Consider the following 22,107-nt stretch of genomic DNA (forward strand, 5'->3'; position numbering starts at 1 on the left):
CTCAGCTCCTGCTCTCGGTGGTGTGGCCGAGTTCGGCCAGGATCGCGGTGGTGTGCTCACCCAGCGCCGGTACCGGGTCCATCCGGGGCTCGACCCCGAGGTCCAGCGGCGGCAGCAGCGCCCGGACCGGTCCGTTCTCGGTGTCCACCGAACGCCACCGGTCCCGGGCCGCCAATACGGGATGCTCCAGGAACTCGCCGACCGTGTTCACCCCGGCGAAGGCGATGCGTGCCTGCGTGAGGCGGGTTTCCAGGTCCTGGCTCGACAAGGCGCCGAACACCTCGGTGATCACAGCGTTGACCTCTGCCCGATGTGCCACCCGCAGCGTGCTGGAGCCGAACCTGGGATCCGAGGCCACCTCGGGTCGCTGCAACACGGTGGTGCAGAAGCGTGACCACTCCGGCTCGTTCTGGATCGCGATCAGGATGGTGTGCCCGTCCCCGGCGTCGAACGGCCCGTAGGGCGCGATGGTGGCGTGCTGGGCGCCGAACCGGCCGGGTTGGCGACCAGCCCCGGCCGTGAAATGGGCGGGCTGGCCCACCCATTCGGCCAGTGCCTCGAACAGCGACACCTCGATGGTGGCTCCCTCACCGGTCATCGATCGACGGTACAACGCCGCCAGCACGCCGCTGAACGCGTACATCCCCGCCGCGACATCGGCGATCGAGACACCCACCTTGGCCACCTCGTCGGGCGTCCCGGTCAACGACACGAGTCCGGTCTCGCACTGCACCAGCAGGTCGTAGGCCTTGCGGTCGGCCCACGGCCCGGTACTACCCCAACCGGTGACCGAGACGACGATCTTGCCGGGATCGCGTTCCCGGACGGCCTCGGCCGACAATCCCAGGCGCGCGGCCGCACCGGGACCCAGGTTCTGTACGATGACATCGGCCCGGTCGGCCAGGTCATGCAGAATCTGGTGTCCCTGTTCGGATTTGACGTCGATGGCGATGGATTCCTTGGACCGGTTGAGCCACACGAAGTAGCTAGACGAGCCGTTCACCGCGTCGTCGTAGCCGCGGGCGAAGTCACCGGAGTCCGGTCGTTCCACCTTGATGACCCGGGCCCCCATGTCGGCGAGTTGGCGGGTGGCGAACGGTGCGGCCACCGCATGTTCCAGCGACAGGACCGTGATTCCCTGCAGCGGTAACCTGTCGGGCATCACTGGTCCAGCCCGCCCCGCTTCACGAGTTGCTTGGCGATGACGCCACGCTGGATCTCGTTGGTGCCCTCGCCGACGATCATCAGCGGCGCGTCCCGGAAGTACCGTTCGACGTCGTACTCGGTGGAGTAGCCGTAACCGCCGTGCACCCGCACCGCGTCCAGAGCCACCTCCATGCCGACCTCGGAGGCGAACAGCTTGGCCATCCCGGCCTCCATGTCTACCCGCGCACCGGAGTCGAATTTCTCTGCGGCACTGTTCAACAGCGCGCGCGCCGCCGACAGCTTGGTGCCCATATCGGCGAGCATGTTGCCGACCGACTGGTGCTGCCAGATGGGTTTGCCGAAACTCTCCCGTTCCTGCGCGTAATGCAGGGCGTCCTCGAAGGCGGCGCGGGCGACACCGGTGGCGCGGGCGGCGACCTGCAGCCTGCCCACCTCCAGGCCTTTCATCATCTGGGCGAAACCGCTGCCCTCGGCGGCACCCAGCAGGGCGTCTGCGGGTACCCGGCAATCGCTGAAGTTCAGCTCGCAGCTCTCCACACCCTTGTAGCCGAGCTTGGGTAGGTCCTTGGACACCGTGAATCCGGGCACCTTCTCCACCAACAGGATCGACACACCCTTGTGCGCGGGTTGCGCGGCCGGGTCGGTCTTGCACATCAGTGCCACCAGTCCGGCGCGACGCGCGTTGGTGATCCAAGTCTTGCTGCCGTTGATGAGGTAGCCGTCGGAATCCTTGCGGGCGACGGTCCGCATGGCCTGCAGGTCCGATCCACCGCCGGGTTCGGTGAGCGCCATGGTGGTGCGGAGTTCGCCGGTGGCCATCCGGGGGAGGTAGCGCTGCTTCTGTTTCTCGGTGCCGAACATGACGATCAGCTTGGACACCACGGTGTGCCCGCCCATGGCGCCGGCCAGGCTCATCCAGCCGCGCGCGAGTTCCTCGGTGACAGCGACGTAGCAGGGCATCGACACCTGGCCGAAGCCATAGGGTTCCGGGATCGCCAGCCCGAAGATCCCGATCTCCTTCATCATCTCGATGAGGTCCTCGGGATAGGTGTTGGCGTGCTCGAGATCGCGCACCACCGGCTTCACCTGCTTCTCGACGAATTCGCGAACCGTATCGACAAGGGCCTTCTCTTCTGCCGACAGCGCCAATGCCGCCACCTCCATTCTCAATAGAAAATATTCTATGGAGATAGCGGGTCGGTGGCAAGGGTGATCGCTCGGCCAAATGGATGCCGAAACAAAAAGGTGGCGAGATCCCCGCAGAGATCTCGCCACCTTTCAGGCTGAAGCGACAGGCTAGCGCGCAAACATCAAGGCGCGCTTGACCTCTTGGATCGCCTGGGTCACCTGGATACCGCGCGGGCAGGCCTCGGTGCAGTTGAACGTGGTGCGGCAGCGCCACACCCCGTCGACCTCGTTGAGGATGTCGAGGCGCTCGGCGGCGCCCTCGTCACGCGAATCGAAGATGAACCGGTGTGCGTTGACGATCGCCGCCGGGCCGAAGTACGAACCCTCGCTCCAGTACACCGGGCAGCTGGTGGTGCAGCAGGCGCACAGGATGCACTTGGTGGTGTCGTCGAAGCGCGCCCGGTCGGTCGCACTCTGGATGCGCTCCTTGGTGGGTGCGTTGCCGCTGGTGATCAGGAACGGCTTGACCGCACGGTAGGCGTCGAAGAACGGCTCCATGTTCACGATCAGATCCTTCTCCACGGGCAGCCCGCGGATCGGTTCGATCGTGATCGTCAGCTGCTTGGATGCCTTCTTGGGCAGCAGATCACGCATCAGCACCTTGCAGGCCAGCCGGTTCACCCCGTTGATGCGCATGGCATCGGAACCGCACACGCCGTGCGCGCAGGACCGCCGGAAGGTCAGGGTGCCGTCCAGATACCACTTCACGTAGTGCAGCAGGTTGAGCAGCCGGTCGCTCGGCAGGCACGGAACCCGGAAGCTCTGGTAGCCGGCATCGTCGGGGGCGTCCGGGTTGAACCGGGCGATCTTCAGGGTGACCATGACCGCTCCGTCGGGCACCGGCGGCAGCTCCGGGTCGCCGGTCTCTGGCTTTTCGAGAACAGAAGTCATCTTGTCTCCTCGCGCAAGCGCTCGTCAGAAGTCATGGCCTAGTACTTCCGTTCCATCGGCTCGTACCGGGTCTGGACCACGGGCTTGTAGTCCAACCGGATATCGCTCAGAAGATCGGTGCCCTCTTTGTAGGCCATCGTGTGGCGCATGTAGTTGGTGTCGTCGCGGTTGGGGTAGTCCTCGCGGGCGTGCCCGCCGCGGGATTCCTTGCGGTTCAGCGCGCCGACGACGGTGACCTCGGCCAGCTCCAGCAGGAAGCCCAGCTCGATGGCCTCCAGCAGATCGCTGTTGTAGCGCTTGCCCTTGTCGTGCACCGTGATTCGCGAGTACCGCTCCTTCAGTGCATGGATGTCGGTGAGCGCCTGCTTGAGCGTCTCCTCGGTGCGGAACACCGCGGCGTTGTTGTCCATCGACTGCTGCAGCGCGGTGCGGATGTCGGCGACGCGCTCGTTGCCGTGCTCGCCGAGGATGTCGCCGACCCACTCGACCACCATGTTCGCCGGGTTCTCCGGCAGGTCCACGTGGTTGTGGTTGTTGGCGTACTCCGCGGCGGCGATGCCGGCACGGCGGCCGAACACGTTGATGTCCAGCAGCGAGTTGGTGCCCAGCCGGTTGGAACCGTGCACCGACACACACGCGCATTCACCGGCGGCGTAGAGACCAGGGATGATGTTGTTGTTGTCGCGCAGCACCTGACCGTTGACGTTGGTCGGGATACCGCCCATGACGTAGTGGCAGGTCGGGTACACCGGTACCAATTCGGTCACCGGGTCCACACCCAGGTAGGTGCGGGCGAACTCGGTGATGTCGGGCAGCTTGGCCTCCAGGACATCCTCGCCGAGGTGACGCACGTCGATGTAGACGTAGTCCTTGTTCGGTCCGGCGCCTCGGCCTTCGAGGACCTCGAGCACCATCGAGCGGGCGACGATGTCACGCGGCGCGAGGTCGACGATGGTGGGGGCGTAGCGCTCCATGAAGCGCTCGCCGTCGGCGTTGAGCAGACGGCCGCCCTCACCGCGCACGGCCTCGGAGATCAGGATGCCCAGACCGGCCAGACCTGTCGGGTGGAACTGGTGGAACTCCATGTCTTCCAAGGGAAGTCCCTTGCGGAAGATGATGCCCAGGCCGTCACCGGTCAGGGTGTGCGCGTTGGAGGTGGTCTTGTACATCCGCCCCGAGCCTCCGGTGGCGAAGACGATCGCCTTGGCGTGGAACACGTGGATGTCACCGGTGGCCAGTTCGTAGGCCACCACACCGGTGGCCACGGGGCCGCCCGGAGTCTCGGTGAGCACCACGTCCAGGGCGTAGAACTCGTTGAAGAACTGGACATCGTGTTTGACGCAGTTTTGGTAGAGCGTCTGCAGGATCATGTGGCCGGTGCGGTCGGCGGCGTAGCAGGCCCGGCGCACGGGCGCCTTGCCGTGGTCACGGGTGTGTCCGCCGAAGCGGCGCTGGTCGATGCGGCCCTCGGGGGTGCGGTTGAACGGCATCCCCATCTTCTCGAGGTCATAGACCGCGTCGATGGCTTCCTTGCACATGATCTCGACGGCATCCTGGTCGGCGAGGTAGTCGCCACCCTTGACGGTGTCGAAGGTGTGCCATTCCCAGTTGTCGTCCTCGACGTTGGCCAGCGCGGCGCACATGCCGCCCTGGGCGGCGCCGGTGTGGCTACGGGTCGGGTAGAGCTTGGTCAGCACGGCTGTACGGGCCCGGGGGCCGGCCTCGACGGCTGCGCGCATGCCCGCGCCGCCGGCGCCGACGATGACGACGTCGTAACGGTGTTCCTGAATCATGGGGATTCCCTTAGATGTTCGCGTCGAAGGTGACCAGCACGTAGCTACCCAGCACCAGGGTGAAACCGGTGGCCAGCAGCAGCAGCGAGTTGAGCCAGAACTTGGTGGTGTTCTTGCGGGCGTAGTCGCCGATGATGGTCCGCATACCGTTGGCGCCGTGGATCATCGCCAGCCACAGCAGGGACATGTCCCAGATCTGCCAGAACGGCGACGCCCAGCGCTCGGCCACATAGTTGAAGTCGATGCGGTACACGCCGTCCTGCCACATCAGCATGATGAACAGGTGGCCCAGCGCCAGGAAGACCAGCGCGACACCGGAGAAGCGCATGAACAGCCAGGCGTACTTCTCGAAGTACGGGATACCGCGCGGCTTCCGCGGGGCGCGGGGATGGTCCAGGCTTGCGGGCCGGTCGTGTTCCTTCTCCTGCACCGGGGCGATGCGCCCGTCCTTGTGGTGCGGAGTCCAAGTTTCCCCCGCCGACCCACCCGCTGCCGCGCTCACAGGAAACGCTCCGCCATGTGCATACCGATCACTCCCAGGGACGGGATCATCACGGCCAGCCACACGCCGGCGATGACCCACAACATCTTGCGCTGATATTTGGGGCCCTTGGCCCAGAAGTCGATCAGGATGACCCGGATGCCGTTCAGTGCGTGATACAGCACCGCGGCGACCAAACCGACCTCCATCAGACCGACGATCGGCGTCTTGTAGGTCTCGATGACCGCGTTGTAGGCCTCGGGGCTGACCCGGACCAGGGCGGTGTCGAGCACGTGCACGATCAGGAAAAAGAAAATGGTGGCACCGGTGATCCGGTGTAACACCCAGCTCCACATACCTGGGTCGCCGCGGTACAACGTGCGGCGGCGCGCCGGTTTTGATCGCGGTGCCGGGATATCGGATTCCGCGGTCGTGGCTGTGCTCATTGAGTCCTCCAACGCCTTCGGTGGACGCTCGGGGACAAGGCTGATTTCGTCCCCAAACCTCGGGGCGACTCTAAACCCATTTGGGGTGCCCGAAGAACTAGCGTGGGGGCGAAAGCGATGCTATTACGACCAAGTTAGGGTTACCTATCTTGGTTCCGCGCTTCGGAAGTGGAGTTTTCGGAATGCATTCAGACGATGGCGAACGGGCGCGTAACGATGGCTGAAATCGATTGGAATCGCTTGCGGGACATGGCAATTGACGTTTCCCGACGGGCCTACGCACGGTATTCGGGTTTTCCGGTCGGGGCGGCCGCAATAGCCGACGATGACCGAATCATCCTTGGATGCAATGTGGAGAATGTCTCATATGGCCTAGGTCTCTGTGCCGAGTGCGCTGTGGTCTGCGCCCTGCATTCCAGCGGCGGCGGACGCCTGGTGGCGCTCAGTTGTGTCGCCGCCGACGGGGCCCCGCTGATGCCCTGCGGCCGGTGCCGGCAGGTGCTCTTCGAGCACGGCGGGCCGGACCTGCTGATCGACCACCCCGATGGGCCGAAAAGGCTCGCTGAGCTGCTGCCGGACGCATTCGGGCCGGCTGATCTGGAGCGGGCGTGATGAGCCCGAAGCCGAGCGGGAATTTCGACGCCCCCACCGTCATCCGGACCAAACGCAACGGCGGCGTCCTCTCCGATGCCGCCATCGACTGGGTGATCGACGGCTACACCCACGGCCGGGTCGCGCCCGAGCAGATGTCGGCGCTGCTGATGGCGATCTTCCTGCGCGGTATGACGCCGGCCGAGATCACCCGCTGGACCGTGGCCATGATCAACTCCGGCGACCGCTTCGACTTCACCGATCTCGGTGTTCGGCTGGTGGACAAACACTCCACCGGCGGAGTCGGCGACAAGATCACCATCCCCCTGGTACCGGTGGTACTGGCTTGTGGCGCAGCCGTTCCGCAGGCGGCCGGGCGCGGGCTCGGCCACACCGGTGGCACCCTGGACAAGCTGGAATCGATCGCGGGGTTCAGTGCCGAACTGTCCAAGGCGCAGATCCGCAGCCAGCTCGCCGATGTGGGGGCCGCCGTCTTCGCCGCCGGCGATCTGGCCCCGGCCGACCGTTTGATCTACGCACTGCGCGATGTCACGGCCACCACGGAATCGCTGCCGCTGATCGCAAGCTCGGTGATGAGCAAGAAACTGGCCGAGGGAGCCCGGTCACTGGTGCTCGACGTCAAGGTCGGCAAGGGCGCCTTCCTCAAGACCGAGGCCGAGTCGCGGGAGCTGGCCGCGACCATGGTGGCCCTCGGCAACAACTCCGGGGTGCCGACGCGGGCCCTGCTGACCGATATGAACCGGCCGCTGGGCCGGGCGGTCGGCAATGCCGTCGAGGTGGCCGAGTCACTGGAGGTGCTCGCCGGCGGCGGGCCCGCGGACGTCGTCGAGCTGACGCTGGCGCTGGCCACCGAGATGCTCGACGCTGCCGGGGTCGACGGTGTCGACCCGGCGCAGACCCTGGTCGACGGCACTGCCATGGACCGGTTCCGGGCGCTGGTCGCGGCCCAGGGTGGCGACCTGTCGGTGCCGCTACCGATCGGTGCGCACACCGAGACGGTGACCGCTGCAACCGGCGGCGTGATGGGCGATATCGACGCCATGTCGGTGGCGATGACGGCCTGGCGTCTCGGCGCGGGCCGGGCCGAGCCCGGGCATCCGGTGCAGTTCGGCGCCGGGGTGCACATCCACCGTCGGCCCGGCGAGCCCGTCGCCGCAGGGGAGACGGTGTTCACGCTCTACACCGACACCCCGGAGCGGCTGGCCCCGGCGTTGGCCGAACTCGAGGGTGGCTGGACCGTCGGGCCCGAAGCCCCGGATATCGGACCGTTGATCATTGACCGGATCGGTGGGTGACGGGCACACGAACAACCGGTGCCGTTGCGTGTATCACCGAGCGCACCACGCCGCGGGCGAGCAATATGGGTAGATGAACACGCAGCTGACTCTGGATCTCATCCGACGGGCCCCCAAGGCGCTGCTGCACGACCATCTCGACGGCGGTCTGCGACCGTCGACGGTGCTGGAGCTGGCCGGTGAGACCGGCTACGACGGGTTACCGGCCACCGATGTCGACGAACTCGCCACGTTCTTCCGAACCGCCGCGCACAGCGGCTCGCTGGTCCGCTATCTGGAGCCGTTCGCGCACACCGTCGGCGTCATGCAGACCGCCGACGCGCTACACCGGGTCGCCTACGAGGCTGTGATGGACCTCGCCGAGGACAACGTCGTTTACGCCGAGATCCGGTTCGCACCCGAACTGCACATCGACCGCGGGCTGTCCCTGGACGCGGTGGTCGACGCGGTGATGGCCGGCTTCGCCGAGGGCGAGAAGGCCGCCGCTTCGGCAGGCCGCGTCATCGTGGTGCGCTGTCTGGTGACCGCGATGCGACACGCCGCGCGGTCGCGCGAGATCGCCGAGCTGGCCATCCGTTTCCGCGACCGTGGGGTGGTCGGCTTCGACATCGCCGGGGCCGAGGCCGGGTATCCGCCCAGCCGGCACCTGGATGCCTTCGAGCACATGCGAAGCAACAACGCGCGCTTCACGATTCACGCCGGAGAGGCGTTCGGCCTGCCGTCCATCCACGAGGCGATCGCGTTCTGTGGCGCCGACCGGCTCGGCCACGGAGTGCGCATCGTCGATGACATCTCCGTGCTCGACGACGGCTCGGTCAGCCTGGGCCGGCTGGCTTCGATATTGCGCGACAAACGAATTCCGCTGGAACTGTGCCCGAGCTCGAATGTGCAGACCGGGGCGGTGGACAGCATCGCCGAGCACCCGTTCGCCCTGCTGGCCCGGGCCCGGTTCCGGGTGACCGTCAACACCGACAACCGGCTGATGAGCGACACCACCATGAGCCAGGAGATGCTGCGGTTGGTCGAGGCTTTCGGCTACGGCTGGAGCGACCTGGAGCGGTTCACCATCAACGCGATCAAGTCGTCGTTTTTGCCCTTCGACGAGCGACTGGCGCTCATCGACGGTGTGATCAAGCCGCGCTACGCGGTCTTGATCGGCTGAATCACTCGGTGCGCAGCCGGGATTCGACGAGGCGCTCCAGTTCTTCCCACTGCTCGGCAGCCTCGGCTGCCGAGCCCTTGGGCTTGGCCGCCTTGGGGTCGAGGACCTTGGCGACGAAGGATCCGAGCGGCTGGTCGGCCGCCAGTGCCTTCTCGACGCTCGGGTCCTCGGCGTAATCGCCGACATCGCGCAGGAATTCCAGTGCCAGATCCAGCTGATCGCGGTCGACGGCGTCGGTGCCGTCGGCGATGTCATCGGCCAGCCCGGAGAGCACATAGATGTTCTCGTCGGTGACCTCGACCCGCAGCGAGCCGTCGGTGGCGGCGGTCCGGATGATCTCGAAGGAGCTGAAACCGGACAGATCGCTCTCGTGCTCGTCGGCCAGGTAGCGGGCCAACGCGCGCTCGGAGCTGAACACGCTGATGCGGCCGTTGCGGCCCAGGAACCGCGGATCGTCGCCGATGTAGCAGCGCAGCGTGTACAGCGTGCCGCTGTTGGTCATGACCCGGATCGGGTCGATGCCGACCTGGGTCCAGAAGTCCTCATCGCTGCCGAGGACCTGCCGCTCGGCCTCGGCCTCCAGCGCGTCTTCCTCTTCCTCGGTGTCGACCTCGCCCTCGATCAGCACCTCGTCGTCGTCCTCCTCGGCGACGGCCAGGTCGTCCTCTTCGGGCGCGGGCTCGGCCAGTTCGGCCTCGGCCTTGGCCGACTCGGCCGCATCGACCTCCGGTGTGCTGACCAACCCGTCGATGGCGTCGATGACACCGTCCCAGGCGCGGCCGATCACGGTCTCGATCTCCGACCACCGCTTACGGCCGGTGCGGCCCTCGAACGCGTCGATACCGCCGCCCAGGGTGCCCAGCACCGGGTTGCCGTTGAAGAACTTGGTGATGGTCGGCAGCTCGCACACATTGCCGATGGCCGAGACGATGGCCAGCGCGCCGTGCAGCGATGCCACCGCATCCGCGGTCGGCTTCTCGGCCACCAGTTCCGGCACCCCGACCAGGTCGTGCTGCTGATCCTCGGCCGGATCGAACCGGTGCGCGTTGGCCGTGCGGGCCTTCTCCCACGCGGGGTGGTCGGTCAGGTCGTTGTCGTCGTTCGTGCGCACGAACGCCGCCAGATCAGCCGCCGACTCGAAGGCGAAGATGTCCTCGTCCTTGCCGAGGAAGGCCTCCCACTCGTCGCCGGCATCGCGCCAGCGCGGAGCCCACAGGGTGTACAGGTCGCCATTGGTCAGTCCGAGCCGGACCGGCACGATGTCAGCCGCCATGGCGCATAGCCTAACCACCCAGCCTGGTCACACTGCGTGCCCGGCCCCGTCGCTACCGGGTATGCCCGGATACGGCCTCGCGGACCGTGCCGTCGGCACGGGCGGCCAACGCCCACCGGATCCGATCGGCAAGGCGCGGGATGGTCACCGAGCCGAGTTCCGCCGGGTCGACGAAGAGCAACGCACGAACTTCGTGATCCGGTGCGCGTAGGCCCGGTTCGTCGACGTCGAGCACGCCACCGTCATAGACGAACATGACAGAGTCGCCGAGTTCACCACCGTCATTGTGATGGTCGACCACCAGCAGTCGTCCGATGCCGAGCGCGTGCCCGAGTTCCTCACGGCACTCCCGAATGCAGGCGAGTGGGGCGGTCTCGCCCGCCTCGACCGCCCCACCGGGAATCTCGAGGTAGTCACGGTAGGTGGTGTCGACCATGAGGACACGGCCATCGGCGTGGGTGATCAGTGCACCGGCACCCTGCCGAACGCGGGCCAGTCGTGCGTAGTAACCGTCGGAGGGCTCACCGGTCGGAGACATTCCTCGATGAGGGCCCACAGGTCAGGCGGTCGGTCGCCAGAATCCCTGGAACCCCTGGCCGGCGTTGGTGGTTCGGATCGGAGAGAGTTGCACCGGGTCGCCGGCCTCGATCATCGTCCCGTTGCCGACGATCATCGCGACGTGACCGTCCCAGACGGCCAGGTCGCCGGGGCGCAACGAGCCCGCGTCGACCGCCGCACCGATGTCCTGCTCCTGCGCCAACCGGGGGATGGTCAGCCCGGCCTCGCGATAGGCCCACTGGGTCAGGCCACTGCAGTCCAGGCCGACCCCGGCGGTGGTTCCGCCCCACTGGTAGGGCACGCCGAGCTGGGTGAGCGCGTGGCGTACCGCACCGGCGGCCACCGCGTTCGGTGCCATGACGGCGGTGCCGTCGGGCAGCCGCACCGCCTCGCCCGCGCCGAACTGGGCGGCGTCGGGTGACTCGACCTCGCGGTGGTGGGCGGCCAGGACGGCGTCGGGTTGCCCCGCCCCGCCTGCCGCGCCGAAGGACGACAAGCCGGCCGGTGCGGACAGTGGCGGTGCCACCGACGCCACCGAGGCCGCCGGTGCCGCAGTGCCGAGCTGCCCGCGCAGCCCGTCCACCAATCCTCTGGCGGTGCTCTGGGCGTGCTGCGCCTCCTCGGTCAGTGCCTGTGCGGCGTCCGGCTGCTCAGCCAGCGCCTCGGCGCGCGCCTCGAACTCGGCGATGAGCCGTTCCAACTCGGTGCGCACCCGGTCGACGTGTCCGGTTGCGGTGTCCACGGACTCGGTGAGGGCGGCGACGCAGTCGGCCAGCTCGCGCAGTGCCGCCGCGAGCAGCCGCAGCCGACCGATTGCCGCGGTGGCAGCCGCTCCGGTCCACGACTGAGGCAGTCGGTCGGCGATACCGGCGACCGCATCGGCGGCCTCGATGAGCCGGCCGTGCAGCGCGATCAGATCGGCGCCCGCCTGCCCACCGGGGCCGAGTTGGGCGAGCAGGTGGTGCAACGGCGCACTCAGGACGGTCGACACGGTTCTACCGACCGAGCGCGCTGATCGACTGCTGCTCGGCCTCGACGTACCCGGTCGCCGAGCGCGCGGCGGTGCCCGCCGCACCACGCAGGTCGGCAGCGATGAGCGCCGCGAACTGTGCGGACTCAGCCAACGCCGCGCGGACCGCGGCGATGAAGTCGGCTCCGACGGGACCCAACGCCGTCGCCCCGGCGTGTGCCGCCGACGGCAGCGCGGCGGCGATCGCATCCAGGGTGGCCGACAAGGTCCTCAGGTCGGCGCCGGCGGCCCCGATGGCCGCGGTATCAGCGAACATGTCGTTATGACGCGCGCGGCGGCCATTCGGTTCCACCCAATTTCTCCAGACCCGCCGCACCCCGCCGGCACGGCGCCGCTCGACTAGTCTCTGCGCACATGGATCACATCGACGTCCATGTTGTCGATCACCCGCTGGCCGCCGCCCGACTGACCGCGCTGCGCGATGAACGCACCGACAATGCCGCGTTCCGCGCCGCCCTGCGCGACCTCACCTTGATGCTGGTCTACGAGGCCACCCGCGATGCCGCCACCGAGTCGATTCCCGTGCGCACCCCGCTGACCGACACCACCGGCAGTCGGTTGGCGAACCCGCCGCTGCTGGTGCCGGTGCTGCGGGCCGGGCTCGGCATGGTCGACCAGGCCCACGCGCTCATCCCGGAGGCCCAGGTCGGATTCGTCGGCATCGCCCGTAATGAGGAGACCCACCAGCCGACCCCCTACCTCGCCTCGCTACCCGACGATCTCAGTGGCCGTGCGGTCTTCGTTCTCGACCCGATGCTGGCCACCGGCGGTTCGATGGCCCACACCCTGGGTCTGCTGCACGAGCGCAATGCCGACGACATAACCGCCATCTGTGTCGTCTGCGCACCGGAGGGCATTGCCGCGCTGGAGGCGGCCGCCCCGGGAATCCGGTTGATCACCGCGGCCCTCGATGACGGGCTCAACGAAATCGCCTACATCGTGCCGGGATTGGGCGATGCGGGGGACCGCCAGTTCGGTCCCAGATAGCAGTTCGGGCCGTCGGCGCGGGGTGCGCGCGACGGCCCGAAGTGGGGTTGGTCAGCAGTAGTAGTAATCGGTGGTGCCGTCGTAGGCGAGGTCCCAGCAGACATCGGCGTGGGCGGGTCCGGCCACACCGAGGGCCGTGGCGCCGAGGGCGGCGGCCAGAACGGTGGTGCCGGCGGCGGTGGCGATGAGGGTGCGAATGCGAGTGATCATCTGATTTCTCCTTGGTCGGTGGTGCCTGTTGTTGACCAAAGAGTCGCGCACGAGACTTGGAAAGTTCTTGGTACGGGCTACCAGCGCCGGGCGGCGGTGACGAGCCGATCCGTCAGCGACTGCGCAGCGGCGCGGGCGGTGTCCAGATCATCGGTGGGTGGGCGTCGAACTTCGATATAGGACTTCAGTTTCGGCTCGGTTCCCGACGGTCGTATCACCACCCGCAGACCGTCACCGGACAGGATCAGCGCATCGGTGCGGTGCTGACCCCGACGCCGGTCGAGATCCTCAACGGTGACCGGGATGCCGGCCAGTTCGGCGGGCGGATCGGCCCGCAGCCGCGACATCGCCGCGGCCGCGTCGTCGACCCGTCGTGATACCGCCGTCGTGAGGTGGACGCCGTGGCGGCGGGCCAACTCGTCCAGCGCGTCGAGCAGCGTACGGCCCTGCCGGCGCAATGCGGCCACCAGATCGCACACGAGCACCGCGGCGCTGATGCCGTCCTTGTCGCGCACCGCCGTCGGGTCGACGCAGTGCCCGATGGCCTCCTCGTAGGCGTATATCAGTTCGGCGCCGACCAGCCCCTCGCCGGCGCGGGCCAGCCATTTGAAACCGGTGAGGGTTTCCGCGTACCGAGCACCGTGATCCGCGGCGATGGCCGCCAGCATCCGGGAGGACACCACGGTGCTCGCCACCAGTGCCGGGGCCGGATCGGACTGGGTGGACAGCAGGTAATCGCCGAGCAGCCAACCGGTTTCGTCACCGGTCAGCATGCGCCAACGTTGTCTCCCCCCGTCGCTCCGCTCGCCCCGGTTGCTGGTCGGGACCCCGACCGCACACCGGTCAGCGTCGGGATCCAGGGCGATGGCCACTTCGGCATCGACGTCGATGGCCAGTGCCTGCAGCAGATCGGTGGCGCCGGGCTCCTCGGGATTCGGGAAGGCGACGGTGGGGAAGTCCGGGTCCGGTGCGAACTGCCCGTCCACGACGTGGACATCGTCGACACCGGCCAACGCCAGTGCATCCAAGGCGAATTCGCCGCCGACACCGTGTAGCGGTGTCAACGCCACGCGTACCGGACCGGTCGACCGGCGCACCGAGGCCGCCCGCTCCAGGTAGGCCTCGATGACCTCGGCGCCGGTCGGTTCGACTGGCACCCGGGCGATCTCGTCGGCATGCGGTGCCCTGGTGATGGCCGCCTCGATGTCACGGTCGGTCGGCGAGACGATCTGCAGGCCGCCGTCGCCGAAGACCTTGTAGCCGTTGTCGGCGGCCGGGTTGTGTGACGCGGTGATCTGCACTCCGGCTGCCGCGCCCAGTCGGCGCACCGCAAAGGCCACCACCGGTGTCGGTGCCGGGGTGAACAGAAAAGTGACCGGAAAACCTTCGGCGGCAAGCACTTCGGCCGCGGCCGCGGCGAACTGTTCGGAGCCGTGTCGGGCGTCGCGGCCGACCACCACCGCCGAGCCGCCCAGACAGCGTTCCTTGAGCACCTGCGCCAGTGCCCAGGTGGCGCGCAGCACCACGGCCAGGTTCATGCCATCGGGTCCGCCGCGCAGCGGGCCGCGCAACCCCGCCGTGCCGAAGGTCAGCGGGTGGGCGAACCGGCGGGCGAGTTCGGCGTCATCGCAGGCGGCCAGTTCGGTGGCGGTGGCCGGGTCCGGGTCATGCGCGATCCAGTCCTGTGCCGCAGTCATGTGCCGATTGTGCCTGCTTCGGCATCGGCGAGCTTGCGTAGCACCGGCGCCACCAGCATCAGCAGGTCGAACTCCAGGTCGGTGAGGTTCTCGCGCATCGAATCGTGCAACCAGCTGTCCCGCTCGGCCCGGTCCGCCGCGAGCAGGTCGACGCCGGCCTCGGTGAGCTCGACGAGCTGGCGGCGGCGGTCGGTGTCATCGGTGCGCCGCGACGCCAGCCCGGCGGCGACCAGACCGTTGATGCTGTCGGTCAGTGACTGCACCCGGACATGCATGCGGGTCGACAGTTCTGCGGGCGTGGCGGCGCCGGTCCGGGTCACCTCGGCCAACACCTGCATCTGGCTCAGCGTCAGCGCATGGTCGGGCCGGTGCCTGCGCAGCTGGCGTGCGACAGCCATCACCGACTCCCGCAGCTCGGTGGCCGCCGGGATGGAAGAGTGTGTCATATACCAAGTTATACCTTGCTAATTTGACGAATTGTTGCATGTTGATACGATTCATACACAAGTCAGAACTTGTTAATTGAGGGGGGTGGCATGCGGTCCGCGGTGAAGTGGGTGGTGCTGGTCGCGATCAGCGCAGCCGTCGCGGCCGGATTCACCGCCCTCGGCGTCCCGTCGGCCGCCCTGTTCGCTGCACTCGTCGTCGGCATCTGTCTGGCGCTGGCGTCGTTCGCCCCCGCCGGGGTGCCGCGTCCCGCCGGAATGGCCGCGCAGGGCATCCTCGGCGTCTACATCGGGACCATGGTGTCCCCGGATGCCGTCGGTGCCCTCGGACCGCACTGGTCGATCGTGGTGGCCGTGGCAGTGGGGACCCTGGTGCTCAGCGTGCTGGCCGGCGCACTGCTCGGCCTGCGGCGTGATGTCACCGCGCTGACCGGTTCACTGGCGCTGACCGCCGGCGGAGCGTCCGGGCTGGTGGCGATCGCCCGCGAACTCGGCGGTGACGAACGCATGGTGTCGGTGGTGCAGTATCTGCGGGTCGGCCTGGTGACGGCGTCCATGCCGATCGTGGTGACGTTGATCTTCCATGCCGACCGGTCGCATCCGGGATCGGCGATCAGTCAAACACCCACGGCGCCCTGGTATCTGAGCGTGGCGATCATGGTGGCGCTGATCATCGTCGGAACCCTGCTCGGCAAGCTGGTCAGGCTGCCCGGCGCAGGTTTGCTCGGTCCACTGGCGTGCACGGTCGTCCTCGAGCTCACCGGGCACTCGTCGGGTTTGAGCGTCCCGGTGGTGTTGGTCTGGGCCGGCTATCTGTTGATCGGTTGGCAGGCCGGCCTGGCGTTCACGCGTGATTCACTGCGCTCGGTCGGCCGTGCGCTGCCCGCGGCGCTGACATTGATCGTGGTGCTGACGGTGGCCACCGCCGGACTCGGGGTGCTGCTGTCACATGTCACCGGCCTGAGCCTGCTGGAGGGATACCTGGCCACCAGCCCGGGTGGCGTTTATGCGGTGCTGGCCACTGCCGTCGAAACCGGGGCCAATGTCACCTTCATCATCGCCGCCCAGGTGGTGCGAATCCTGTTGATGCTCTTTGCGGCACCCTTCCTGGCCAAGGCGATGGCCGCCCTGAGCAGGCGCCGGTCGGCGCGTCGGGCCGATCGCGCTGCACCGGCAGCGCCTGCCACCCGGTAGATGATCGGCTGGGCGGCAACATCATTGGCCTTGAAGTTGGCCAGCACGAACCGCCGGAAACCGGGGTGCAAAAGCAGTGCCGGTAGGAAGGTGCGCAAGGTCGGCCAACTCGCGTGGTTGACGATCCGGTAGTCGGCCGGCTCGCCGGGTAGCGGGCGCAGCAGCGTCGAGTTCGGCAGCGCGGTGTGGCGCTGGAACCAGCCCGCGGTGTACTCCCAGACGGCATGCACGGTCTCGGTGTCGGCGCAGTGAAAGTAGTTGAACAGGAACCAGTCGGCACTGCGGTGGTCGACATCGGCGATCCGGGCGGCGTTCTCGGCGGCGAGATCATAGGCGTGCTCCCCGAGGACGGCGGTCAGCGCACGGTAATTCGCATCTGCGCGCACCGCGTCCACGTCCCGGATATCCCGGGTGCGGATCAGCACCACGACGTCATGGCGGGCCGGTCGGAGGCCGGCCCGCGCCAGCAGTTCGGCCCCCTCGCCCGGTGGTCGCAGCGCCCCGCGGAATACCACGGCCTCGACCACATCGGTGCGGGCGCCCAGCGCGTCGCACAGTGCGACCGCACGTGCCATCGCCGTCCTGCGGCGTCGCGACGGTAGCGGGAACGGCCCTACCCAGCGGCCGATTTCGGCCGCGACGACCAGAAACCCGCCCGGATCGGTGGTGGTGAGACCGACCGGGGTGGCCAACATGTCGTTGATGACCTTCATCGTGTCTCCGGACGCCGGTCCAGGCCGGAGAGGCGGTACGCCAACACATTGCGCACCGCGGGCAGTCGGCCGGCGACCCGCATGACGGCATTACGCAACGGCCGGCGCCGGGCGGACAGGGTGGCCATCTCGGTGAGCCGACCGGCCAGGGCGACGACCCGTTCGGCGGTCCGGCGGCGATCGGTCGCGTAATCGTCGAGCAGTGCCGGGGATTCGCCGTGCAGTACCCGCGACAGCGTCTCGGCGGCGGCGACCGCATCTTCGATGCCCAGGTTCATTCCCTGTCCACCGGCGGGCGAGTGCACATGGGCAGCATCACCGGCCAGCAGCACCCGGCCCTGCCGGAAGGTGTCGGCGAGGCGGTGGTGCACCCGGAAGCGGGAACCCCACACCACCTCCTCGACGACGGCCGGTCGCGCCTGCGGTCCACGCGCGTCGAGCAGTGCCTGGACGAACGCGACGTCGGGTGCGGCGGGTGCGTCGTCGACCGTCGCCACGATGCGATACCGGTTATCGGGCAGCGGGGCGAGCACCACCAGGCCGGCGGGGGAGAAGTACAGGATCACCTCATCGGCGGGCACACCGCCGGACAGGCGCACATCGGCGAGCACGAACGACTCGCCATAGGTGCTGCCGGCGAACGCGATGTCCGCCTGGTCGCGGACGGTGCTGTGCAGCCCGTCGGCGCCCAGGATGTACTGCGCTGCGATCTCGCGGCCGTCCGAGCAGGTGGCGACGATTCCGTCGGCGTCTTCGGTGAGGCGGGTCAGGGTGACCGGCCGCAGGACCTGCCCGCCGAGGTTCTCCAGCCGCTTGAGTAGCAGCGCCTCGGTGTCGGCCTGCGAGATCATCAAGGTGTACGGGTACGGAGTCGGGAGCCCGCGGAACGGCACCTCGACCAGCACGGTGTCCCGGTCGCGGATGGTGAAGGCCGGTGTGTGCACGCCGCGGGCCACCAGATCCGGGGTGACGCCGAAGCGCTCGAGTAGTTCCAGGGTGCGGGCATGCACGACGGCGGCGCGGGAGGTGTTGGCACCTTCGGCCTGGCTGTCGATCACCGTCACCCGATGGCCGCGCTGGGTGAGCACGATGGCGGCGGTCAGCCCGATCGGGCCGGCCCCGACGATCAGGACTTCTGTCATGACTCCTCCTATGTCAACAAACGTTGGCCAACAACTGTTGACCAACGGTAGGCTCGCGCCTGCGTCGTTGTCAACGGTTGTTGGCCTACGATCGTTGGCATGAGGCGACCGGCATCGGAGACCAAGGCGGTGATCCTGGCCGCGGCCCGGCAGCGCTTCGCCGCCGACGGCTACGAACGGGCCACCATCCGTGCGATCGCGGCCGACGCGGGCATCGATCCGGCCATGGTGATGCGCTACTACGGCAGCAAGGAGGGGTTGTTCGCCGCTGCCGCGGAGTTCGACCTCGAACTGCCGGATCTGACGCAGGTCCCGATCGACGATCTCGGTGCCGCACTGGCCGCACACTTCGTTCAGCGGTGGGAGCGTGACGACGCGCTGCTCATCCTACTACGTGCCGGCGTCACCAATCCTGCTGTGGCAGAACGGATGCGGACGATCTTCGCCGCGCAGCTGGCCCCGGTGATCGGCAAGGCCATCGATGATCCCGCACAGGCGCCGACGCGCGCGAGCCTGGCTGCGTCGCAGGTGTTGGGGATGGCGCTGTGCCGCTACGTGCTGGCCTTCCCGCCGCTGCAGCAGATGACCGGCGAGGAGATCGTCGCGTGGATCGGCCCGACGCTGCAGCGGTACCTGGTCGACAGGTGAACCTAGAGCCGCGCGATCACCGCGGCCAACAGGGTGCCCATCCGGGTCGCCGACCGCCGACCGGCCTCCAGCACCTCTTCGTGGTTGAGCGGCTGCCCGGTCATCCCCGCCGCCAGATTGGTGACCAGCGAGATTCCCAGCACCGCCGCGCCGGCCGCACGGGCGGCGATCGTCTCGTGCACCGTCGACATGCCCACCAGGTCCGCGCCGAGGGTGCGCAGCATCCGGATCTCGGCCGGGGTCTCGTAGTGCGGGCCGGGCAGCCCGGCGTACACCCCCTCGGTCAGCCCCGGATCGATCTCGCGGGCGACGGCGCGCAGTGCGGGCGAGTACGCGTCCACCAGATCGACGAACTGCGCGCCGACCAGGGGCGAACGTGCGGTCAGATTCAGATGGTCGGCGATCAATACCGGCTGCCCGACGGACATGTCGGAGCGCACGCCACCGGCGGCATTGGTGAGGATGACGGTGTCGGCGCCGGCGGCGCAGGCCGTGCGCACCGGGTGCACCACGTGGCGCAGGTTGTGTCCCTCATAGGCATGGATCCGGCCGACCAGCACCAACACCCGGTGGGCGCCGATGACGATCGAGTGCACCCGCCCGCTGTGCCCGGCCGCGGTCGGTGGGGTGAAGCCGGGCAGATCGGCCATCGGAATCGACGCCGTGGGCTCGCCGAGGGCTTCCAGCGCCGGGGCCCAACCCGACCCCAGGACGACGGCGACATCGTGGGTGCGTTCGCCGGTGAGTTCGCTGATGGCGCGGGCGGCGTGGTCGGCGGCCGACTGAGGATCTGACACGAGTGAGATACTGCCAGGATGTCCACGGTCACCGCGTCGTCGAGCGTCGAGGACGCCGTCAACCGCCGCAGTGGCGATCTGATCGCGCTGTCGCACGATATCCACGCCGAGCCCGAGCTGGCGTTCGCCGAGCACCGCAGCTGCGCCAAGACCCGAGCGCTGGTCGCCGAGCGTGGCTTCGAGGTGCACGAGGCCCCCGGTGGGCTGGACACCGCCTTCCGGGCCGAGTTCGGCAGTGGGCCGCTGGTCATCGGCGTTTGCGCCGAGTATGACGCGCTGCCCGAGATCGGGCATGCCTGTGGGCACAACATCATCGCCGCGTCCGCGGTGGGCACCGCGCTGGCGCTGGCCGACGTCGCCGACGATCTCGGCCTGACCGTCGTGCTGATCGGCACCCCGGCCGAGGAGGCCGGCGGCGGAAAGGTCTTGCTGCTCAACGCCGGAACCTTCGACGACATCGCCGCGGCGGTGATGCTGCATCCCGGGCCCGCCGATATCGCGGCGGCCCGTTCGCTCGCGCTGACAGAGGTGGCCGTCAAGTACACCGGCCGCGAATCGCATGCCGCCGTCGCGCCGTATCTCGGGGTGAACGCCGCCGACGCGGTGACGGTGACGCAGGTGGCGATCGGTCTGCTGCGTCAGCAGTTGGCGCCGGGGCAGATGATGCACGGCATCGTCACCGACGGCGGGCAGGCCACCAACGTCATCCCGGCCCATGCCGAACTGCGCTACACCATGCGGGCCACCGAGATGGCCTCGCTGCGCAAGCTGGAGGAGAAGATGGCGGGCTGTTTCGCGGCCGGCGCGATGGCCACCGGGGCCACGCACACCGTCACCGAGACCGCGCCGCCCTATGACGCGCTGGCCCCGGACCCGTTCCTGTCCGAGGTGTTCCGCGCCGAGATGCGGCGCGCCGGCCGGCATCCGCTGCCCGTCGAGTTGGAGGCCGCTTTGCCGCTGGGTAGCACCGATATGGGCAACGTCACCCAGCTGCTGCCGGGCATCCACCCGGTTGTCGGCATCGATGCCGGCGGTGCGTCACTGCACCAGCCCGAGTTCGCCGCCGCGGCGGCCGGACCGAGCGCGGACAAGGCCGTCATCGAGGGCGCGATCATGTTGGCGCGCACGGTGGTTGCGCTCGCCGAGGACGCCGGCGAGCGGGATCGCGTGCTGGCCGCGCGGGATCGGCGGGTGTCATGAGCCTGCGCGCACATACCGAGGCCTGGCTGGCCGCCCACCACGGCGAGTTGGTGGCCTGGCGCCGGCACATCCACGCGCACCCCGAACTGAGCCGTCAGGAGTTCGCGACCACCGAGTTCATCGCCGCCCGGCTGGCCGAGGCCGGCCTGAACCCGAAGGTCCTGCCCGGCGGGACCGGACTGACCTGCGATTTCGGCCCGGAGGACCGGCCGCGGGTCGCGCTGCGGGCCGATATCGATGCGTTGCCGATGGCCGAGCGCACCGGGCTGCCGTTCGCCTCGACGGTGCCCGGGGTGGCGCACGCCTGCGGGCACGATGCGCACACCAGCGTGCTGCTGGGTGCGGCGTTGGCGCTGGCCTCGGCGCCCGAACTGCCGGTCGGGGTGCGGCTGATCTTCCAGCCCGCCGAGGAGCTGATGCCCGGCGGCGCGCTGGATGCGGTGGCAGCCGGGGCGGTGACCGGGCTATCCCGGATCTTCGCGCTGCACTGCGATCCGCGCTTGGAGGTCGGCAAGGTCGCGGTGCGACTCGGGCCCATCACCTCAGCCGCCGACTCGATCGAGATCACCCTGCACTCGCCGGGCGGGCACACCTCGCGGCCGCATCTGACCGGGGATCTGGTGTACGCGCTGGGGTCGCTGATCACCGGTGTGCCCGGCGTGTTGTCGCGACGCATCGATCCCCGCAAGAGCACGGTGATGGTGTGGGGGGCGGTCAACGCCGGTGTCGCCGCCAATGCGATCCCGCAGACCGGCACTCTGGCCGGCACCATCCGCACCGCAAGCCGGGAGACCTGGCTGACCTTGGAAGCACTTGTCCGCGAGGTGGTTTCGTCGATCCTGGCGCCGCTGTCGGTGGAGCACAGCGTCAACTACCGCCGCGGCGTGCCGCCGGTGGTCAACGAGGAACACTCCACCCGGATCTTCACCCACGCCATCGAGGCACTCGGCCCCGATGCGCTTGCCGACACCCATCAGTCCGGTGGTGGGGAGGACTTCTCCTGGTACCTGGAGGAGGTGCCCGGCGCGATGGCCCGGCTGGGGGTGTGGTCCGGGCAGGGACCACAACTGGATCTGCACCAGCCGACGTTCGACCTGGACGAGCGCGCGCTCGCGGTCGGCGTTCGGACGATGGTCAACCTGGTGGAGTTGTCTGCCTGAAACACCCCCCCTGCGAG

23 protein-coding genes are annotated in these 22,107 nt (G+C 68.4%); 8 read left to right on the plus strand and 15 right to left on the minus strand.

The genetic code is table 11. The features are described from left to right. Position 1: 1 nt before the first annotated feature. The 6 genes from ACLBYA_RS14985 to sdhC form a co-directional block, all read right to left on the minus strand. Entirely contained in the window at positions 2-1,162 is a 1,161-nt protein-coding gene (locus tag ACLBYA_RS14985; protein ID WP_447710207.1) for a CaiB/BaiF CoA transferase family protein, read from the minus strand. Continuing rightward, entirely contained in the window at positions 1,162-2,331 is a 1,170-nt protein-coding gene (locus tag ACLBYA_RS14990) for an acyl-CoA dehydrogenase family protein (protein ID WP_447710401.1), read from the minus strand. Before ACLBYA_RS14990 ends, ACLBYA_RS14985 begins: the two co-directional genes overlap by 1 nt. Positions 2,332-2,463: 132 nt before the next feature. Beyond that, on the minus strand, positions 2,464-3,246 hold the full coding sequence (locus ACLBYA_RS14995; RefSeq protein ID WP_447710208.1) for a succinate dehydrogenase iron-sulfur subunit: 783 nt from the start codon (positions 3,244-3,246) through the stop codon (positions 2,464-2,466). Positions 3,247-3,284: 38 nt separating this feature from the next. Then, positions 3,285-5,039: a succinate dehydrogenase flavoprotein subunit gene (gene sdhA, locus ACLBYA_RS15000; RefSeq protein ID WP_447710209.1), complete on the minus strand. Its 1,755-nt coding sequence runs from the start codon at positions 5,037-5,039 to the stop codon at positions 3,285-3,287. A gap of 10 nt (positions 5,040-5,049) precedes the next feature. After that, positions 5,050-5,541 carry a succinate dehydrogenase hydrophobic membrane anchor subunit gene (locus tag ACLBYA_RS15005; protein ID WP_447710210.1) on the minus strand — a complete coding sequence of 164 codons (492 nt, stop codon included), beginning with the start codon at positions 5,539-5,541 and terminating at the stop codon, positions 5,050-5,052. Next, on the minus strand, positions 5,538-5,966 hold the full coding sequence (gene sdhC, locus ACLBYA_RS15010) for a succinate dehydrogenase, cytochrome b556 subunit (RefSeq protein WP_447710211.1): 429 nt from the start codon (positions 5,964-5,966) through the stop codon (positions 5,538-5,540). Before sdhC ends, ACLBYA_RS15005 begins: the two co-directional genes overlap by 4 nt. Positions 5,967-6,182: 216 nt before the next feature. Here sdhC and ACLBYA_RS15015 point away from each other — a divergent pair, with 216 nt between their 5' ends. The 3 genes from ACLBYA_RS15015 to ACLBYA_RS15025 all read left to right on the plus strand — a co-directional run bounded on the left by ACLBYA_RS15015 (position 6,183) and on the right by ACLBYA_RS15025 (position 9,035). Further along, entirely contained in the window at positions 6,183-6,578 is a 396-nt protein-coding gene (locus ACLBYA_RS15015) for a cytidine deaminase (protein ID WP_447710402.1), read from the plus strand. Beyond that, positions 6,578-7,873 carry a thymidine phosphorylase gene (locus tag ACLBYA_RS15020; protein WP_447710212.1) on the plus strand — a complete coding sequence of 432 codons (1,296 nt, stop codon included), beginning with the start codon at positions 6,578-6,580 and terminating at the stop codon, positions 7,871-7,873. The genes ACLBYA_RS15015 and ACLBYA_RS15020 overlap by 1 nt, the downstream gene beginning before the upstream one ends. 73 nt (positions 7,874-7,946) lie before the next feature. Beyond that, positions 7,947-9,035: an adenosine deaminase gene (locus ACLBYA_RS15025; RefSeq protein ID WP_447710213.1), complete on the plus strand. Its 1,089-nt coding sequence runs from the start codon at positions 7,947-7,949 to the stop codon at positions 9,033-9,035. Between the two features lies 1 nt (position 9,036). Here the strand turns inward: ACLBYA_RS15025 and satS are convergent, their stop codons facing one another. From satS to ACLBYA_RS15045, 4 genes are read right to left on the minus strand one after another with little or no spacing between them, the layout of a single operon-like run. Next, positions 9,037-10,308, minus strand: a complete 1,272-nt coding sequence (gene satS, locus ACLBYA_RS15030; protein ID WP_447710214.1) for a protein export chaperone SatS — start codon at positions 10,306-10,308, stop codon at positions 9,037-9,039. Between the two features lie 52 nt (positions 10,309-10,360). Continuing rightward, positions 10,361-10,846, minus strand: coding sequence for an NUDIX domain-containing protein (locus ACLBYA_RS15035; RefSeq protein ID WP_447710215.1), 486 nt, complete (start codon positions 10,844-10,846; stop codon positions 10,361-10,363). Between the two features lie 21 nt (positions 10,847-10,867). Continuing rightward, positions 10,868-11,857, minus strand: coding sequence for a C40 family peptidase (locus tag ACLBYA_RS15040; RefSeq protein ID WP_447710216.1), 990 nt, complete (start codon positions 11,855-11,857; stop codon positions 10,868-10,870). A gap of 4 nt (positions 11,858-11,861) precedes the next feature. After that, positions 11,862-12,152, minus strand: coding sequence for a hypothetical protein (locus ACLBYA_RS15045; RefSeq protein WP_447710217.1), 291 nt, complete (start codon positions 12,150-12,152; stop codon positions 11,862-11,864). A 107-nt stretch (positions 12,153-12,259) separates the two neighbouring features. On the opposite strand from ACLBYA_RS15045, the gene upp reads away from it, so the two are divergent. Then, positions 12,260-12,883 carry a uracil phosphoribosyltransferase gene (gene upp / locus ACLBYA_RS15050; protein WP_447710403.1) on the plus strand — a complete coding sequence of 208 codons (624 nt, stop codon included), beginning with the start codon at positions 12,260-12,262 and terminating at the stop codon, positions 12,881-12,883. Between the two features lie 51 nt (positions 12,884-12,934). On the opposite strand, the gene ACLBYA_RS15055 is transcribed toward upp, so the two are convergent. The 3 genes from ACLBYA_RS15055 to ACLBYA_RS15065 all read right to left on the minus strand — a co-directional run bounded on the left by ACLBYA_RS15055 (position 12,935) and on the right by ACLBYA_RS15065 (position 15,236). After that, complete coding sequence (locus ACLBYA_RS15055; protein WP_447710218.1) at positions 12,935-13,093, minus strand: hypothetical protein; 159 nt, start codon at positions 13,091-13,093, stop codon at positions 12,935-12,937. Positions 13,094-13,170: 77 nt separating this feature from the next. Beyond that, entirely contained in the window at positions 13,171-14,790 is a 1,620-nt protein-coding gene (locus tag ACLBYA_RS15060; protein ID WP_447710219.1) for a phospho-sugar mutase, read from the minus strand. Beyond that, positions 14,787-15,236 (minus strand): MarR family winged helix-turn-helix transcriptional regulator, encoded by a 450-nt coding sequence (locus ACLBYA_RS15065; RefSeq protein WP_447710220.1) that lies wholly within the window; start codon positions 15,234-15,236, stop codon positions 14,787-14,789. The genes ACLBYA_RS15060 and ACLBYA_RS15065 overlap by 4 nt, the downstream gene beginning before the upstream one ends. A gap of 90 nt (positions 15,237-15,326) precedes the next feature. Here ACLBYA_RS15065 and ACLBYA_RS15070 point away from each other — a divergent pair, with 90 nt between their 5' ends. Further along, positions 15,327-16,430 carry an AbrB family transcriptional regulator gene (locus ACLBYA_RS15070; RefSeq protein ID WP_447710221.1) on the plus strand — a complete coding sequence of 368 codons (1,104 nt, stop codon included), beginning with the start codon at positions 15,327-15,329 and terminating at the stop codon, positions 16,428-16,430. Between the two features lie 709 nt (positions 16,431-17,139). On the opposite strand, the gene ACLBYA_RS15075 is transcribed toward ACLBYA_RS15070, so the two are convergent. After that, positions 17,140-18,285, minus strand: a complete 1,146-nt coding sequence (locus tag ACLBYA_RS15075) for an FAD-dependent oxidoreductase (RefSeq protein WP_447710222.1) — start codon at positions 18,283-18,285, stop codon at positions 17,140-17,142. 99 nt (positions 18,286-18,384) lie between these two features. Here ACLBYA_RS15075 and ACLBYA_RS15080 point away from each other — a divergent pair, with 99 nt between their 5' ends. Next, entirely contained in the window at positions 18,385-18,933 is a 549-nt protein-coding gene (locus ACLBYA_RS15080) for a TetR/AcrR family transcriptional regulator (protein ID WP_447710223.1), read from the plus strand. A 2-nt stretch (positions 18,934-18,935) separates the two neighbouring features. On the opposite strand, the gene ACLBYA_RS15085 is transcribed toward ACLBYA_RS15080, so the two are convergent. Continuing rightward, on the minus strand, positions 18,936-19,730 hold the full coding sequence (locus tag ACLBYA_RS15085) for a purine-nucleoside phosphorylase (RefSeq protein ID WP_447710224.1): 795 nt from the start codon (positions 19,728-19,730) through the stop codon (positions 18,936-18,938). Between the two features lie 18 nt (positions 19,731-19,748). Here ACLBYA_RS15085 and ACLBYA_RS15090 point away from each other — a divergent pair, with 18 nt between their 5' ends. Next, positions 19,749-20,930, plus strand: coding sequence for a M20 family metallopeptidase (locus tag ACLBYA_RS15090; protein WP_447710225.1), 1,182 nt, complete (start codon positions 19,749-19,751; stop codon positions 20,928-20,930). Continuing rightward, positions 20,927-22,090, plus strand: coding sequence for an amidohydrolase (locus ACLBYA_RS15095; protein WP_447710226.1), 1,164 nt, complete (start codon positions 20,927-20,929; stop codon positions 22,088-22,090). The genes ACLBYA_RS15090 and ACLBYA_RS15095 overlap by 4 nt, the downstream gene beginning before the upstream one ends. Positions 22,091-22,107: the final 17 nt, after the last annotated feature.

The organism is Mycobacterium sp. C31M (assembly GCF_053345865.1).

Coding starts and splice junctions, on each gene's coding strand:
- ACLBYA_RS15080 (WP_447710223.1), top strand. CDS start 18,385: ATGAGGCGACCGGCATCGGAGACCAAGGCGGTGATCCTGGCCGCGGCC.
- ACLBYA_RS15025 (WP_447710213.1), top strand. CDS start 7,947: ATGAACACGCAGCTGACTCTGGATCTCATCCGACGGGCCCCCAAGGCG.
- ACLBYA_RS14990 (WP_447710401.1), bottom strand. CDS start 2,331: ATGGAGGTGGCGGCATTGGCGCTGTCGGCAGAAGAGAAGGCCCTTGTC.
- ACLBYA_RS15055 (WP_447710218.1), bottom strand. CDS start 13,093: ATGATCACTCGCATTCGCACCCTCATCGCCACCGCCGCCGGCACCACC.
- satS (WP_447710214.1), bottom strand. CDS start 10,308: ATGGCGGCTGACATCGTGCCGGTCCGGCTCGGACTGACCAATGGCGAC.
- ACLBYA_RS15095 (WP_447710226.1), top strand. CDS start 20,927: ATGAGCCTGCGCGCACATACCGAGGCCTGGCTGGCCGCCCACCACGGC.
- sdhA (WP_447710209.1), bottom strand. CDS start 5,039: ATGATTCAGGAACACCGTTACGACGTCGTCATCGTCGGCGCCGGCGGC.
- ACLBYA_RS15070 (WP_447710221.1), top strand. CDS start 15,327: ATGCGGTCCGCGGTGAAGTGGGTGGTGCTGGTCGCGATCAGCGCAGCC.
- ACLBYA_RS15015 (WP_447710402.1), top strand. CDS start 6,183: ATGGCTGAAATCGATTGGAATCGCTTGCGGGACATGGCAATTGACGTT.
- ACLBYA_RS15020 (WP_447710212.1), top strand. CDS start 6,578: ATGAGCCCGAAGCCGAGCGGGAATTTCGACGCCCCCACCGTCATCCGG.
- ACLBYA_RS14995 (WP_447710208.1), bottom strand. CDS start 3,246: ATGACTTCTGTTCTCGAAAAGCCAGAGACCGGCGACCCGGAGCTGCCG.
- ACLBYA_RS14985 (WP_447710207.1), bottom strand. CDS start 1,162: ATGCCCGACAGGTTACCGCTGCAGGGAATCACGGTCCTGTCGCTGGAA.
- ACLBYA_RS15075 (WP_447710222.1), bottom strand. CDS start 18,285: ATGACAGAAGTCCTGATCGTCGGGGCCGGCCCGATCGGGCTGACCGCC.
- sdhC (WP_447710211.1), bottom strand. CDS start 5,966: ATGAGCACAGCCACGACCGCGGAATCCGATATCCCGGCACCGCGATCA.
- ACLBYA_RS15060 (WP_447710219.1), bottom strand. CDS start 14,790: ATGACTGCGGCACAGGACTGGATCGCGCATGACCCGGACCCGGCCACC.
- ACLBYA_RS15035 (WP_447710215.1), bottom strand. CDS start 10,846: ATGTCTCCGACCGGTGAGCCCTCCGACGGTTACTACGCACGACTGGCC.
- ACLBYA_RS15045 (WP_447710217.1), bottom strand. CDS start 12,152: ATGTTCGCTGATACCGCGGCCATCGGGGCCGCCGGCGCCGACCTGAGG.
- ACLBYA_RS15090 (WP_447710225.1), top strand. CDS start 19,749: ATGTCCACGGTCACCGCGTCGTCGAGCGTCGAGGACGCCGTCAACCGC.
- ACLBYA_RS15065 (WP_447710220.1), bottom strand. CDS start 15,236: ATGACACACTCTTCCATCCCGGCGGCCACCGAGCTGCGGGAGTCGGTG.